Source organism: Streptomyces sp. CY-1 (genome assembly GCF_047218265.1).
Lineage (GTDB): Bacteria > Actinomycetota > Actinomycetes > Streptomycetales > Streptomycetaceae > Streptomyces > Streptomyces niphimycinicus.
The window spans coordinates 4227230-4244542 of record NZ_CP178393.1 but is presented as its reverse complement, the minus strand read 5'-3'; the positions used below and the strand labels follow the sequence as shown (position 1 = coordinate 4244542).

Annotated in this window: 1 protein-coding gene; it reads left to right on the top strand. The window is 74.0% G+C overall.

What is annotated here, in order from left to right; translation table 11 throughout:
- The first annotated feature begins 12 nt into the window (after positions 1–12).
- Positions 13–17271 carry an SDR family NAD(P)-dependent oxidoreductase gene (locus tag ACK1X7_RS18315; protein WP_413116886.1) on the top strand — a complete coding sequence of 5753 codons (17259 nt, stop codon included), beginning with the start codon at positions 13–15 and terminating at the stop codon, positions 17269–17271.
- Positions 17272–17313 lie beyond the last annotated feature (42 nt).

Here is a 17313-nt window from a genome sequence, read left to right as displayed (position 1 = left end):
GGTGAGACTCCAATGGCGGATCAGGACAAGATCCTCGACTACCTCAAGCGGGTAACTGCCGATCTGCACCAGACGCGGCAGCGTCTTCGCGAGGTCGAGTCGCAGGAGCCTGAGCCGATCGCGATCGTCGGCATGAGCTGCCGGTTCCCCGGAGGCGTCACGTCTCCGGAGCAGCTTTGGGAGCTCGTGGCCGCGGGCGGCGACGCCATCGCGGACTTCCCCACGGACCGCGGCTGGGACACCGACGCGCTCTTCGACGCCGATCCCGACCAGCAGGGCACCAGCTACACCGACAAGGGCGGATTCCTGGAGGGCGCGGGCGAGTTCGACGCCGCGTTCTTCGGGATCAGCCCGCGCGAGACCCTCGGCATGGACCCGCAGCAGCGGCTGCTGCTGGAGACGTCCTGGGAGGCGTTCGAGCGGGCCGGGATCGACCCGGCCACGCTCCGCGGCAGCAAGGCCGGTGTCTTCGTCGGCACCAACGGCCAGGACTACCCGGAGCTGATGCACACGCTGCCGCAGGGCGTGGAGCAGTATCTGCTCACCGGCAACGCGGCCAGCGTCATCTCCGGCCGGATCTCCTACACCTTCGGTCTTGAGGGCCCGGCGCTCACCGTCGACACCGCCTGCTCGGCGTCGCTGGTGGCGCTGCACCTGGCCATCCAGGCACTGCGCAACGACGAGTGCTCGCTGGCGCTCACCGGTGGTGTCACGGTGATGAACAGCCCGCGCGCGTTCATCAACTTCAGCCGCCAGCGGGGCCTGGCGCCCGACGGCCGCTGCAAGGCGTTCGCCGACGGCGCGGACGGCACCGGCTGGGGCGAGGGCGTCGGCATGCTGCTGGTCGAGCGGCTGTCGGACGCCCGCAAGAACGGCCACCCGGTGCTGGCGATCGTCCGTGGCTCGGCCATCAACCAGGACGGCGCCTCCAACGGTCTGACGGCGCCCAACGGCCCGTCCCAGCAGCGCGTCATCCGCCAGGCGCTCACCGACGCCCGGCTCACCCCGGCCCAGGTGGACGCCGTCGAGGCACACGGCACCGGCACCAGCCTCGGCGACCCCATCGAGGCACAGGCCCTGCTCGCCACGTACGGGCAGAACCGGGCCGAGGGCCGCCCGCTGTGGCTCGGCTCGATCAAGTCCAACTTCGGCCACACCCAGGCCGCGGCCGGTGTCGCGGGCATCATCAAGATGGTCAAGGCCATCGAGCACGGTGTGCTGCCCAGGACCCTGCATGTCGACGCGCCCTCCCGGGACGTGGACTGGACGGCCGGTGCCGTCTCCCTGCTCACCGAGAACACCCCGTGGCCGGAGACCGGCCAGCCGCGCCGCGCGGGCATCTCCTCCTTCGGTGTGAGCGGCACCAACGCGCACACCGTCATCGAGCAGGCGCCCGCCGAGGACCGCGAGGCCCCCGGCGATGACGCGACGCCCTCGGAGTGGACCGGCGTCGGCGGTCTGGTGCCGGTGCTGGTGTCCGCGCAGAGCGCGGCGGCGCTGCGTGCCCAGGCCGAGCGGCTCACCGCCCGTCTGCGCGACGAGCCGGGCCTCGGCCTGGCCGACCTGGCCCACTCGCTGGCCACCACCCGCGCCGCGCTGGACCACCGGGCCGTGGTCCTCGCGGGCGAGGGCGGCCGCGAGGAACTGCTGCGCGGACTGGCCGAGCTGGCCGAGGACGCCCCCGCGAGCGGTGTCGTGCGCGGCGAGGTCGGCGAGGGCAAGGTCGCGTTCCTCTTCACCGGCCAGGGCAGCCAGCGCACCGGAATGGGCCGTGAGCTGTACGCGGCCGTCCCGGCGTTCGCCCGCGCCCTGGACGAGGTGTGCGCCGAACTCGACCAGCACCTCCAGCGGCCGCTGCGCGAGGTGATGTTCGGCGACGACAGCGGACTGCTGGACCGCACCGGCTACACCCAGCCCGCGCTGTTCGCCCTCGAAGTGGCGCTGTTCCGGCTGCTGGAAACCTGGGGTGTGAGGCCCGACTTCCTCGTCGGCCACTCCATCGGCGAACTGGCCGCCGCCCATGTGGCGGGCGTGCTGTCGCTTGCCGACGCCTCGAAGCTGGTGGCCGCCCGTGGCCGGCTGATGGAGGAACTGCCCGCCGGTGGCGCGATGATCGCCATCCAGGCGGCCGAGGACGAGGTGGCGCCGCTGCTCACCGAGCGGGTGTCCATCGCCGCGCTCAACGGGCCCACCTCGGTCGTCATCGCCGGTGACGAGGACGCGGCCGTCGCGATCGCCGCGTCCTTCGAGGAGCGGGGCCGTAAGACCAAGCGGCTCACCGTCAGCCACGCGTTCCACTCGCCGCGCATGGACGGCATGCTGGACGCCTTCCGGGAGGTCGCCCGGCAGGTGACCTATGCCCCGCCGGTCATCCCGATCATCTCCAACCTGACCGGTGGCTCGGTCTCCGCCGACGAGATCTGCTCGCCCGACTACTGGGTCCGGCACGTCCGTGAGGCGGTCCGCTTCACCGACGGCATCCGCCGGCTCGAGGAGTACGACGTCGGCGCCTATGTGGAGCTGGGCCCCGACGGGGTGCTCTCCGCCATGGCGCAGGACTGCGTCACCTCCGAGGGCGCCGTGTTCGTCCCCATGCTGCGCGGCGACCGCCCCGAGGCCACCGCCCTGGCCGGTGCGCTCGCCCGCGCCCATGTCCACGGCGTGGCCGTCGACTGGGCCGCGGTCTTCGAGGGCTCCGGCGCCCGCCGCGTCGAACTGCCCACCTACGCCTTCCAGCGCGAGCTGTACTGGCCCGAGCCGCCCGGCCCCTGGACCGGCGACGTCACCGCCGCCGGACTCGGCTCGGCCGACCATCCGCTGCTCGGCGCCGCCGTGTCGCTCGCCGACGCCGCCGGATTCCTCTTCACCGGCCGGCTGTCCCTCCAGACCCACCCGTGGCTGGCCGACCACGCCGTCATGGACACCGTGCTGCTGCCAGGCACCGCCTTCGTGGAGTTGGCCATCCGCGCCGGTGACCACGTCGGCGCGGACGTCCTGGAGGAGCTGACCCTCGAAGCCCCGCTGGTGCTGCCCCCGCAGGGCGGCGTCCAGCTCCAGGTGTCCGTGGGCGCCCCGGACGAGACCGGCCGCCGCTCGCTGACCCTGCACTCGCGCCTGGAGGACGCCGCCGACGGCACCTGGGGCGAGGGCGAGTGGACCCGCCACGCCACCGGTGTGCTCGGCACCGGCGCCACCACCCCCGGCGAGGACCTCGCCGCCTGGCCGCCGGCCGGTGCCACCGAGGTCCCCGTGGACGGCCTCTACGAGTGGCTCGCCGAGACCGGATTCGCCTACGGCCCCGTCTTCCAGGGCCTCCAGGGCGCCTGGCAGCACGAGGACCAGGTGTACGCCGAGGTGCGGCTGCCCGAGAGCGCCCGCGCCGAGGCCGAGCTGTTCGGCCTGCACCCCGCGCTGCTGGACGCGGCCCTGCACGCCGTGGGCATCGGCTCCCTCCTGGAGGACACCGAACACGGCCGCCTCCCCTTCTCCTGGAGCGGTGTCCGGCTCCACGCCGTCGGCGCCGCCACGCTCCGCGTCCGGCTCTCGCCCGCCGGGCAGGACGCCGTGGCCGTGCTGGTCACGGACGAGAGCGGCGCACCCGTCGCCTCCGTCGACTCGCTGCTGCTGCGCCCCGTCTCGCCCGACCAGGTGCACGCCGCGCGCGCCGCCTTCCACGAGGCGCTGTTCCGCGTCGAGTGGACCCCCGCCCCGGTGCCCGCCGCCACCACCGTCGTGGCCGGGCAGTGGGCGCTGCTGGGCGCCGACCACCCCGAGCTGGCCGCCGCCCTGCCCACCGCCGCCGGTTACGCCGACCTGGCCGCGCTCGGCGCGGCCGTGGACGCCGGGACCCCGCTGCCGCAGGCCGTCGTCGCCCCGTTCTTCGCGGACGGGACGTTCTTCGCGGACGGGACGGACCTTCCGGTCGAGGCCGCCGTACGCGAGGCGCTGCACCGCGCGCTGGAGCTGGTCCAAAGCTGGCTCGCCGACGCCCGCTTCGAGGGCTCCCGGCTGGTCATCGCCACCCGTGGCGCCGTCGCCACCTCCGCCGACGCGGACACCGAGGACCTGGTCCACGCCCCGCTGTGGGGTCTGCTGCGCTCGGCGCAGTCCGAGAACCCGGACCGCTTCACCCTGGTCGACATCGAGGGCGGCGACGCCTCGTACCGCGCGCTCGCCCCCGCCTTGGCCACCGGCGAATCGCAGCTCGCGGTCCGCGCCGGAACCGTGGTCGTCCCGCGGCTGGCCAAGGTCGCCTCCGACCCCGAGCAGACCGCCCCCGCGCTCGACCCCGAGGGCACCGCCCTGGTCACCGGCGCCACCGGCACCCTCGGCGGGCTCGTCGCCCGCCATCTGGTCACCGAGCACGGCGTGCGCCACCTGCTGCTGCTCAGCAGGCGCGGGGCCGACGCCCAGGGCGCCGCCGAACTCGTCGCCGAGCTGCGCGCGTCGGGCGCCGAGGTCACCCTCACCGCCTGCGACGTGGCCGACCGCGACGCGCTCGCCGCGACGCTCGCCGCCATTCCGGCCCAGCATCCGCTGACCGCCGTGGTGCACACGGCGGGCGTGCTGGACGACGGTGTGATCGGCTCGCTGACCGCCGAGCGCGTCGACCGCGTCCTGCCGCCCAAGGTCGACGCCGCGTGGCACCTGCACGAGCTGACCCGCGACCTCGACCTGTCCGCGTTCGTGCTGTTCTCCGCCGCCGCCGGCACCCTCGGCGGCCCCGGCCAGGCCAACTACGCGGCCGCCAACGCCTTCCTGGACGGCCTCGCCCACCGGCGGCGCGCCCAGGGGCTGCCCGCCACCGCCCTCGCCTGGGGTCTGTGGGCCGAGCGCAGCGGCATGACCGGCGACCTGGACGACACCGACATCCAGCGCATCACCCGCGCCGGAGTGGCCGCGCTCTCCTCCGAGGAGGGCCTCGCCCTCCTGGACACCGCCCTCGCCGTGGGCGACCCCACGCTCGTCCCCATGCACCTGGACCTGGCGCCGCTGCGGCACGCCGACGCCAGCATGGTGCCCGCGCTGCTGCGCGGTCTGGTGCGGGCTCCCGGCCGCCGCGTGGTGGAGTCGGGCGGCGGCGCGGCCCCCGGCGGGCTCGCGGAGCGGCTGCTGGGACTGTCCGTCCCCGAGCGCGACCGGCTGCTGCTGGAGATCGTCTGCGGTCAGGTCGCGGCCGTCCTCGGCTACGCGGGCCCCGAAGCCGTCGGCGCCGGGCGCGCGTTCAAGGAGCTGGGCTTCGACTCGCTCACCGCGGTCGAGCTGCGCAACCGTCTCGGCGCCGTCACGGGCGTACGGCTCCCGGCCACCCTTGTCTTCGACTACCCGACGCCCACCTCGCTCGCCGGCTTCCTGCGCACCGAGATCCTGGGTGACCAGGCCGACGAGGCTGCCTCCGCCCCCGCCGCCACCGTGGCCGTCGCCGACGACGAGCCCATCGCCATCGTCGGCATGAGCTGCCGCTACCCGGGCGGGGTCACCAGCCCCGAGGAGCTGTGGGAGCTGGTCACCGGCTCGGTGGACGCCATCTCCGGCTTCCCGACCGACCGTGGCTGGCAACTGGACGGGCTGCTGGGCGACGACCCCGGGCAGACCGGCACCAGCGCCACCATCGAGGGCGGATTCCTCTACGACGCGGGCGAGTTCGACCCCGATTTCTTCGGGATCAACCCGCGCGAGGCCCTCGCCATGGACCCGCACCAGCGGCTGCTGCTGGAGAGCTCCTGGGAGGCGTTCGAGCGGGCCGGGATCGACCCGGCGACCGTGCGCGGCAGCAAGACCGGCGTCTTCGCGGGCGTCATGTACCACGACTACCTCTCCCGGCTGACCGCCCTGCCGGAGGGCCTGGAGGGCTACCTCGGCACCGGTACGGCGGGCAGTGTCGCCTCCGGCCGGGTGGCCTACACCTTCGGGCTCGAAGGCCCGGCGGTCACCATCGACACGGCGTGCTCGTCGTCGCTGGTGGCGCTGCATCTGGCCGCGCAGGCGCTGCGCAGCGGCGAGTGCACCATGGCGCTCGCGGGCGGTGTCACCGTCATGTCCACCCCGGACACCTTCATCGACTTCAGCCGCCAGGGCGGTCTGTCGGCCAGCGGCCGCTGCAAGTCCTTCTCGGGCGACGCGGACGGCACCGGCTGGGCCGAGGGCGTGGGCATGCTGCTGGTGGAGCGGCTGTCGGACGCGAAGAAGAACGGCCACCGGGTGCTGGCGGTCGTGCGGGGCACGGCGGTCAACCAGGACGGTGCGTCCAACGGTCTGACGGCGCCGAACGGCCCCTCCCAGCAGCGGGTGATCCGGCAGGCTCTCGCCAACGCACGGCTGTCCGCGTCCGAGGTGGACGCGGTCGAGGCCCATGGCACCGGTACGACGCTGGGCGACCCGATCGAGGCGCAGGCGCTGCTGGCCACCTACGGCAAGGAGAAGAGCGAGGACCAGCCGCTGTGGCTGGGCTCGATCAAGTCCAACTTCGGCCACACACAGGCCGCCGCCGGTGTCGCGGGCATCATCAAGATGGTGCAGGCGATGGACCACGGCGTACTGCCCCAGTCGCTGCACATCGACGAGCCCTCGCCGCATGTGGACTGGGCCGCGGGCGCGGTCTCCCTGCTGACCGAGGCGCGGGAGTGGCCGGAGACCGGGCGTCCGCGCCGGGCCGGTATCTCCTCCTTCGGCGTCAGCGGCACCAACGCGCACGCCATCATCGAGCAGGCGCCGGAGCCCGAACCGGCCGAGGGGTCCGCGCTTCCGGCCGCCCGGCCGTCCGTGCTGCCCTGGATCGTGTCCGGGAAGAGCGCCGACGCGCTGCGGGCGCAGGCCGAGCGGCTGCTCGCCGACCTGGAGCGGCGGCCGGAGCTGTCGCCGACCGACCTGGCGTACTCGCTCGCGACCACCCGTGCCGCGCTGGACCACCGCGCCGTCGTGGTCGGCGGTGACCGCGCCGCGCTGGTCTCGGGCCTGGCGGCGCTGGCGCGTGGCGAGTCGGCCTCGGGGCTGGTCCAGGGCTCGGTGGCGGACGGCAAGACGGCGTTCCTGTTCACCGGGCAGGGCAGCCAGCGGCTCGGCATGGGCCGTGAGCTGTACGACGCCTATCCGGTGTTCGCCGAGGCGCTGGACGCGGTCTGCGACGAGCTGGACGCGTATCTCGAACGGCCGCTGAAGACCGTGATGTTCGGGAACGACGCGGAGGAGCTGGATCAGACCGGGTTCACCCAGCCCGCGCTGTTCGCCATCGAGGTCGCGCTGTTCCACCTGGCCGAGGCATGGGGCCTGCGGCCCGACTTCCTCTCCGGCCACTCCATCGGCGAGCTGGCCGCCGCCCATGTGGCCGGTGTGCTCTCGCTCGCCGACGCGGCCAGGCTGGTGGCCGCCCGTGGCCGTCTGATGCAGGCGCTTCCGGCCGGTGGCGCGATGATCGCCGTCCAGGCGTCCGAGGACGAGGTGCTGCCGCTGCTCACCGAGCGGGTCAGCATCGCCGCGCTCAACGGCCCGACCTCGGTCGTGGTCGCGGGCGACGAGGACGCGGCGCTGGAGATCGCGGCGGCCTTCGAGGAGCGGGGCCGTAAGACCAAGCGGCTCACCGTCAGCCACGCGTTCCACTCGCCGCGCATGGACGAGATGCTGGAGGCGTTCCGGGAGGTGGCCGAGGGTCTGTCGTACGAGGCCCCGCGCATCCCGATCGTCTCCAACCTCACCGGGACCGCGGTCCCCGCCGAGGAGATCACCAGCCCCGGCTTCTGGGTGCGCCACGTCCGCGAGGCCGTCCGCTTCCTCGACGGTGTACGGACGTTGGAAGCCCAGGGCGTCACCACCTATCTCGAACTCGGCCCCGACGGTGTGCTGTCCGCCATGGGCCAGGACTGCCTCGCCGACGCCGAAGCGGCCGGTTTCGCCGCCGCGCTGCGCGGCGGCCGTCCCGAGGCCGAGACCGTCGCCACCGCCCTGGCCGCCCTGCATGTCCGCGGGGTCACGCCGGACTGGTCCGCGTACTTCGCCGGGACCGGCGCCCACCGCGTCGACCTGCCGACCTACGCCTTCCAGCACCGCCGCTTCTGGCTGACGTCCCCCGCGGGCTTCGTGGGCGACGTGGAGTCGGCGGGCCTGGACCGGGCCGACCATCCGCTGCTGGGCGCGGCCGTGCCGCTGGCGGACTCCGACGGCTTCCTGTTCACCGGCAGGCTCTCCCTCGAAAGCCACCCCTGGCTGGCCGACCACGCCGTCATGGGCACCGTGCTGCTGCCCGGCACCGCCTTCGTGGAGCTGGCCATCCGCGCCGGTGACCAGGTGGGCTGCGACAAGCTGGACGAGCTGACCATCGAGGCGCCGCTGGTCCTGCCCGAGCGTGGCGCGGTCCAGTTGCAGATCCTGGTCGGCGCCCCGCAGCAGGCCGGGCACCGCACGCTGGAGCTGTACTCGCGGGGGCAGGACGCGCCCGCCGAGCTGCCGTGGATCCGCCATGCCAGCGGTGTGCTGGTGGCCGGTGGCCCGCGGCCCTCGTTCGACCTGACCGCATGGCCGCCGCCGGGCGCCGAGCCCGCCGAGGTCGAGGGGCTCTACGAGCACCTGGCGCAGGGCGGCTTCGCGTACGGGCCGATGTTCCAGGGGCTGAGCGCGGCCTGGCTGCGCGGCGACGAGGTGTTCGCCGAGGTGCGGCTGCCGGAGGACCGCACGTCCGAGGCCACCGCGTTCGGGCTGCACCCGGCGCTGCTGGACGCCGCGCTGCACAGCACGTTCGCCCGTCCCGACGGCGATGAGCAGGGGCGGCTGCCGTTCTCCTGGAGCGGGGTGTCGCTGCACGCGGTCGGCGCCGACGCGCTCCGGGTCCGGCTGACCCCGGCCGGGGCCGACGGGGTGGCGCTGGAGCTGGCCGACGGCACCGGTGCCCCGGTGGCCTCCGTCGAGCAGTTGGCGCTGCGCCCGGTGTCCGCCGGACAGCTCGCGGACGGCCGGTCCGCCGCGTACCACGAGTCGCTGTACCGGCTGGACTGGGCCACCGTGCCACTGGCCACCGAAGGCGCGGCCACCGCGGCCTGGACGGTGCTCGGCGAGGGCGCGCCCGCCGCGCTGACGTCGGGCGCGGCCGTCCACGCCGATCTGGACGCGCTGGCCGCGGCCGGGGACGCGCCCGAGTACGTCCTGGCCTACCTCGACCCGCGCGGCGCCACCGATGACGAGGTGACCGCCGCCGTCCACACCGCCACCCAGCGGACGCTGGCGCTCGTACGGGCGTGGCTGGCCGACGACCGGTTCGCGGCGTCCCAGCTCGTGCTGGTCACCCGGGGCGCGGTGGCCATCGCGGGCGACGCCGGTACCCACGACCTGGCCCACGCCCCCGCGTGGGGCCTGGTGCGCTCGGCGCAGTCGGAGAACCCCGACCGGCTGGTGCTGGTGGACCTCGACGGCACCGACGCCTCCTACGAGGCGCTGGGCACCGCGATCGCCTCCGGCGAGCCGCAGTTCGTGCTGCGCCGGGGCGCCGTACACGCCCCCCGGCTGGCGCGCACCGCCGCCAGTGGGCCCATGGTGCCGCCGCCCGGCGAGCCTGCCTGGCGCCTGGACATCCAGGACAAGGGCACCCTGGAGAACCTCACCCTGCTGCCCAGCCCGGAGGCCGCCGCGCCGCTGGAGACGGGGCAGGTGCGGGTCGCGGTCCGGGCCGCCGGTGTGAACTTCCGCGATGTGCTCAACGCGCTCGGCATGTACCCCGGCGACGCGGGCCTGATGGGCAGCGAGGGCGCCGGTGTCGTCCTCGAAACCGGCCCCGGGGTCACCGATCTGGCGCCCGGCGACCGGGTGATGGGCATGCTGCCCGGTGGCTTCGGACCGCTGGTGGTCGTGGACCGCCGCATGATCGCGCCGATGCCGGAGGGCTGGTCGTTCGCCCAGGCCGCGTCCGTGCCGATCGTCTTCATGACGGCGTACTACGCGCTGCGCGACCTGGCCGACCTCCAGGGCGGCGAGTCGCTGCTGGTGCACGCCGCCGCCGGTGGTGTGGGCATGGCCGCCGTGCAGTTGGCCCGCCACTGGGGCGTGGACGTCTACGCCACCGCCAGCCAGGGCAAATGGGACACGCTGCGCTCGCTGGGACTGGCCGACGACCGGATCGCCTCCTCCCGCGACCTGGCCTTCGAGGAGAAGTTCCGCGAGGCCAGCGGCGGCCGCGGCGTCGATGTGGTGCTGGACTCGCTGGCCCGGGAATTCGTGGACGCCTCGCTGCGGCTGCTGCCGCGCGGCGGCCGGTTCGTCGAGATGGGCAAGACCGACGTCCGGGCGCCGGAAGAGGTCGCCGCCGCCTACCCCGGCGTCTCCTACCAGGCGTTCGACCTGACCGAGGCGGGCCTGGACCGCATCCAGGAGATGCTGTGCGAGCTGCTGGAGCTGTTCCGGCGGGGCGCGCTGCGGGCGCTGCCGATCACCGCATGGGATCTGCGGCAGGCCCCGGACGCGTTCCGCTACCTCAGCCAGGCCCGCCACATCGGCAAGGTCGTGCTCACCGTGCCGGCCCCGTGGAACCCGGACGGCACCGTGCTGATCACCGGTGGCACCGGCACCCTGGGCGGCCTGGTCGCCCGGCACGCGGTGACCGAGCGCGGCGCCCGCCGTCTGGTGCTCACCAGCCGGCGCGGTGAACAGGCCGCCGGCGCGGCCGAACTCGCCGCCGAGCTGCGCGAGTTGGGCGCCGAGGTCACCATCGCCGCCTGCGACGCCGCCGACCGGGACGCGCTCGCCGCCGTCCTGGCCGACATCCCCGCCGGGCATCCGCTGACCGCCGTCGTGCACACCGCCGGTGTGCTGGACGACGGTGTGATCGACTCGCTGACGCCGGAGCGGCTGGAGAAGGTGCTGCGCCCCAAGGTGGACGCGGCCGTGAACCTGCACGAGCTGACCCGCGACGAGGACCTGGCCGCGTTCGTCCTGTTCTCCTCCGCCGCCGGTACGTTCGGCGGCCCCGGGCAGGCCAACTACGCGGCGGCCAACTCCTTCCTGGACGCCCTGGCCCGCCACCGCCAGGCCCAGGGCCTCGCCGCCACCTCGCTGGCCTGGGGCCTGTGGGCCGAGGCCAGCGGGATGACCGGTGAGCTGGAGGCCACCGACAAGTCCCGGATGACCCGCTCCGGTGTGCTCGGGCTGTCCTCCGCCGAGGGCCTGGCGCTGTTCGACGCCGCCCAGCAGGTGGGCGACGCCTTCCTGGTGCCCATGCAGCTCGACCTGGCGCCGCTCACCGGCGCGCCCATCGAGATGGTGCCGCCGCTGCTGCGCGGTCTGGTGCGTGGCGGTACGACCCGCCGCACCGCCGAATCCGGCGCGGCCCAGGACGGCTCCTCGCTGGTGGAGCGGCTGGTCCGGCTGGACGCGGCCGAACGCGAGCAGACCCTGCTCGACCTGGTGCGCGCCCAGGTGGCCGTGGTGCTCGGCCATGACTCGCCCGACGCGGTCGAGGCGAGCCGGGCCTTCAAGGACCTCGGCTTCGACTCGCTGACCGCGGTGGAGTTCCGCAACCGCCTCGGCGGCGCCGCCGGGCTGCGGCTGCCCGCCACGCTGGTCTTCGACTACCCGACGCCGACCGCGCTCGCCGGATATCTGCTGGAGGAGCTGCTCGGCTCCGAGGCGGCGGCGGCCGTCCCCGCACGGGCGGAAGGCCCGGCGGGTGGCGTGGCCGACGAGGACGACCCGATCGCGATCATCGCCATGAGCTGCCGCTTCCCCGGGGATGTGCGCACCCCCGAGGACCTGTGGGAGCTGCTGGCCGAGGGCCGGGACGGTATCGCCCGGCTCCCGGAGGACCGCGGCTGGGACCTCGACGCGTTCTACGACCCGGACCCGGACCGGCCCGGCACCTCGTACGCCCGCGAGGGCGGCTTCTACTACGACGCCCACCACTTCGACCCGGCCTTCTTCGGCATCAACCCGCGTGAGGCGCTCGCCATGGACCCCCAGCAGCGGCTGCTGCTGGAGACCTCCTGGGAGTCCTTCGAGCGGGCGGGCCTCGACCCGGGCGCACTGCGCGGCAAGCAGGTCGGCGTGTTCGTCGGCCAGATGCACAACGACTATGTGTCGCGGCTGCACACCGTCCCGGAGGGCGTCGAGGGCTATCTCGGCACCGGCGGCTCCAGCAGCATCGCCTCCGGCCGGGTGTCGTACACCTTCGGCTTCGAGGGCCCGGCCGTCACGGTCGACACGGCGTGCTCGTCGTCGCTGGTGGCGCTGCATCTGGCGGCGCAGGCGCTGCGCAACGGCGAGTGCACGATGGCGCTCGCGGGCGGTGTCACCATCATCACCACCCCCGATGTGTTCACCGAGTTCAGCCGCCAGCGCGGACTGGCCAGGAACGGCCGCTGCAAGCCGTTCGCCGCCGCCGCCGACGGCACGGCCTGGGGTGAGGGCGTGGGCATGCTCCTGGTGGAGCGGCTGTCGGACGCGCGGAAGAACGGTCACCGGGTGCTGGCGGTCGTGCGGGGCACGGCGGTCAACCAGGACGGTGCGTCCAACGGTCTGACGGCGCCGAACGGCCCGTCGCAGCAGCGGGTGATCCGGCAGGCGCTGGCGAACGCCGGTCTGTCGGCTGTTGATGTGGACGCGGTCGAGGCGCACGGCACGGGTACGACGCTGGGTGACCCGATCGAGGCGCAGGCGCTGCTGGCCACGTACGGCAAGGAGAAGAGCGAGGACCAGCCGCTGTGGCTGGGCTCGATCAAGTCCAACTTCGGCCACACACAGGCCGCCGCCGGTGTCGCGGGCATCATCAAGATGGTGCTGGCGATGCGGCACGGCGTTCTGCCGAAGTCGCTGCACATCGACGAGCCGTCGCCGCATGTGGACTGGGAGTCGGGTGCGGTCTCGCTGCTGAGCGAGGCGCGGGAGTGGCCGGAGACCGGGCGTCCGCGCCGGGCCGGTATCTCCTCCTTCGGCATGAGCGGCACCAACGCGCACGCCATCATCGAGCAGATGCCGGAGCCCGAACCGGCTGCGGCGCCCGCGCTTCCGGCCGCTCAGCCGTCCGTTGAGCCGTCCGCGGAGCCGTCCGTTCTGCCGTGGGTGTTGTCCGCCAAGACCCCCGAGGCGCTGCGCGCCCAGGGAGCCCGGCTCCGGGCCCATCTGGCCGACCACCCCGAGCTGTCCCTCGCCGACATCGGCCACTCGCTGGCCACCTCCCGGGTGTCCTTCGAGCACCGGGCGATGCTCGTCGCCGCGGGCCGGGACGGCTTCCTGGCCGGTCTCGACGCCCTCGCCGAGGGCCGCACCACGACCGGGCTGGCCGAGGGCACGGTGGCCGAGGGCGGCAAGCTCGCCGTCCTGTTCACCGGCCAGGGCAGCCAGCGGCTCGGCATGGGCCGCGAGCTGTACGGCGCCTACCCGGCGTTCGCCGAGGCGCTCGACGCGGTCTGCGACGCGCTGGACGCACATCTGGAGCGGCCGCTTCGTGAGGTGCTGTTCGGCGACGACGCCGAGGAGCTGGACCGGACCGGCTTCACCCAGCCCGCGCTGTTCGCGGTCGAGGTGGCGCTGTTCCGCCTGGTCGAGACCTGGGGAGTGAAGCCGGACTACCTCTCCGGCCACTCGATCGGCGAGCTGGCCGCCGCGCATGTGGCCGGTGTGCTCTCGCTCGCGGACGCGGCGAAGCTGGTGGCCGCCCGTGGGCGGTTGATGCAGCGGCTTCCGGCCGGTGGCGCGATGATCGCCGTCCAGGCGTCCGAGGACGAGGTGACCCCGCAGCTCGGCAAGCGGGTGAGCATCGCGGCCGTCAACGGCCCGACCTCGGTCGTGGTCGCGGGCGACGAGGACGCGGCACTGGAGATCGCGGCGTCCTTCGAGGCGGAGGGCCGCAAGACCAAGCGCCTCACCGTCAGCCACGCCTTCCACTCGCCCCATATGGACGGCATGCTGGACGCCTTCCGCGAGGTGGCGCAGGGGCTCGCGTACCAGGCCCCGAAGATCCCGATCGTGTCGAACCTGACCGGTGGCGTGGTGGCCGCCGAGGAGATCACCAGCCCGGACTTCTGGGTACGCCACGTCCGGGAAGCCGTCCGCTTCCTCGACGGGGTCCGCACCCTGGAAACCCAGGGTGTCACCACCTACCTGGAACTCGGCCCCGACGGGGTGCTGACCGCGATGGCGCAGGACTGCGTCACCGAGGACGGCGGTTCCTTCGCCACCGCCCTGCGCGGCGGCCGGCCGGAGGCCGAGACGCTGCTCACGGCGGTCGGCACCGCCCAGGTCCGGGGCGCCGCCGTGGACTTCACCGCGCTGTACGCGCCGTACGGGCCGAGCCAGGTCGACCTGCCGACGTACGCCTTCCAGCGCCGCTCGTTCTGGCTGAACGCCGGACCGGTCGGCGGCGACGCCACCGCGATCGGCCTGCACGCGGCCGGTCACCCGCTGCTGGGCGCCGCCGTGGAGCTGCCCGACTCGGACGGCATCGCCTTCACCGGACGGCTCTCCCTCCAGACCCAGCCCTGGCTGGCCGACCACGCCGTGATGGGCACCGTCCTGCTGCCCGGCACCGCGTTCGTGGAGCTGGCGCTGCGCGCCGGGGACCACGTGGGCTGCGACCGCCTGGACGAACTGACCCTGGAAGCCCCGCTGATCGTGCCCGACCAGGGCGCCGTCCAGCTCCGGCTCGCGCTCGCCGCGCCCGACGACACCGGCCGCCGCGCGCTGACCCTGCACTCCCGCACCGAAGGCGCCCCGGCCGACGAGCCCTGGCTGCGCCACGCCACGGGCGCCTTGGCGGCGGGCATGGTGGAGGGTTCGTTCGACCTCACCGCATGGCCGCCCGCCGAGGCGGAGCGCATCGACACCGATGGCCTCTACGAGGGCCTGGCCGAGGCGGGCTTCGCCTACGGCCCGGTCTTCCAGGGCCTGACGGCCGCCTGGCGACGCGGCGACGAGGTGTTCGCCGAGGTATGCCTGCCGGAGGACCGCAAGTCCGACGCGAGCGCGTTCGGGCTCCACCCGGCGCTGCTGGACGCCGCACTGCACGCCCTGGGCCTCCAGTCGACCGCGGAGGGCACCGGCCAGGGCCGCCTGCCCTTCTCCTGGACCGGCGTCTCCCTGCACGCGGTGGGCGCCTCGGCCCTGCGTGTGCGGCTGGATGGCACGGCCACGGGCACGGTGACCCTGGAACTGGCCGACACGACGGGCGCCCCGGTGGCATCGGTCGAGGCCCTGGCCCTCCGCACGATCTCCCCGGACCAGTTGGGCGCGTCCCGCCCGGGCGGCCCGTCCGATTCCCTGTTCCGCCTGGACTGGGCGCCGGCAGCGGCGTCGCCGTCCGGGGAGGCAACCCCCGACCGCTGGGCGGCAGTGGGCCCCAACACCCTGGGTCTGACGAGCTACCAGGACCTGGCGGCGCTGGCAGAGGCACTCGACTCCGGCGCAGAGCTGCCGGAGTACGTAGTGGTGTCGCTGCCCACTCAAGCCCGTCCGGGCGCGGCAACTCAAGCCCGTCCGGCGATTGAGGACACGCCCGAAGGGCGCCCGGATGCGGCACTTCCAGCCCGTCCGGCGTTTGAGGACCGGGGCCTTGGGGCGGAGCCCCAAGTTTCGGGAAGGGGCGGGATTGGGGAAAGCCCCACCCGAGCCGCACACCACACCACCACCCAGACCCTCACCACTCTCCAGACCTACCTGGCCGAAGACCGCTTCGCGGACACCCGCCTGGTAATCCTCACCACCGGCGCCGTAAGCACCACCCCGGACGACTCCGCGCCCGACCCGGCCCAAGCCGCCGCCTGGGGCCTCGTCCGCTCCGCACAAGCGGAAAACCCGGACCGCATCGTCCTGGTGGACACAGACGGCCAAGGCGAGACGACCCAGAAGACCGTGGCCGCCGCCCTGTCCACAGGCGAACCACAGACAGCCATCCGCGACGGCGCCATCCGGGCGCCAAGGCTGGCACGGGCCACCGTGGCGACGGAGAACCAGGCCCCCGAGTGGAACCCCGAAGGCACGGTCCTGATCACGGGCGCCACCGGCACCCTGGGCACCCTGTTCGCCAAGCACTTGGTGGCCGAGCAAGGCGTACGCCACCTCGTCCTGCTCAGCCGCCGCGGCGCGCAGGCCCCCGGCGCCGCCGAACTCACCACCGAACTCACCGAGCTGGGCGCCGAAGCCCGATGGGCGGCCTGCGACGCGGCCGACCGCACCGCCCTCGCGGAGGTCATCGAGTCCATCCCCACCGCCCACCCCCTCACCGCCGTCATCCACACGGCAGGTGTCCTGGACGATGGCGTGATCGCCTCGCTGACCCCGGAGCGCATGGCCGCCGTGGCCCGCCCGAAGGCCGACGCGGCGTGGAACCTCCACGAGCTGACCCAGGGCGCGGACCTGTCCGCATTCATCCTGTTCAGCTCGGCCGCAGGCGTCTTCGGCGGCCCAGGCCAGGGCAACTACGCGGCGGCCAACGCCTTCCTGGACGCACTCGCCCAGCACCGCCGCGCGGGCGGCCTCCCCGCCACTTCCCTCGCCTGGGGCCTGTGGTCCGTGGCCGGAGGCATGGGCGGCGAGCTGGACGAGGCGGAAATCGCCCGCATCCGACGCGGCGGCATCGGCGTGCTCACCGCCGAGACCGGCCTGGAGCTGTTCGACGCCGCGCAGGGCTCGGACGAGGCCGTCCTCGTACCGCTGCCGCTCGACATGGCAGCCCTCAGGGCACAGGCCGGAAGCGGCATGCTCCCCGCGCTCTTCCGCGGTCTCGTCCGGGCCCCCGCCCGCCGCGCCGCCGAGTCCGCGGCGGCCGCCGCGGCCGGTGCCGAGGCGTTGCGGGAGCGGCTCGGCGGGCTCTCCGAGCCCGAGCGGGAAGAGGTGCTGCTGGAGCTGGTGTGCACCCAGGTGGCGGCCGTGCTCGGCTACCCGGGCCCGGAGACGGTCGACCCGGCCCGCTCGTTCAGCGAGGTCGGCTTCGACTCGCTGACCGCCGTGGAGCTGCGCAACCGCCTGAACGCGACCACCGGAGTCCGGCTCCCGGCGACGCTGGTCTTCGACTACCCCACACCGAACGCACTGGTCGAGTACCTGCGCGGGGAGATCCTGCCGGACGACGCGACGGCGGTCACCTCGCTGCTCGCGGAGCTGGACGGGCTGGAGAAGTCCCTGTCCGGGGCCACCCCGGACGACGAGGGCCGGAGCAGGATCACCGCGCGGCTACAGGCACTGCTCGCGCAATGGAATGACGACCGAGGACCGGAAGACGGCGCCGGGGTCGCGGAGGAGCTGGAGTCCGCCACGGACGACGACCTCTTCGACTTCATCGGCAAGGAATTCGGGATCTCCTGAAATGACCGTGGCCGGCGTGAAGTGACAAGGTCTTCCGGATTC

What these genes read in the sequence shown, in the direction of transcription:
- ACK1X7_RS18315 (WP_413116886.1), top strand. Translation starts at nt 13, where the DNA reads ATGGCGGATCAGGACAAGATCCTCGACTACCTCAAGCGGGTAACTGCC.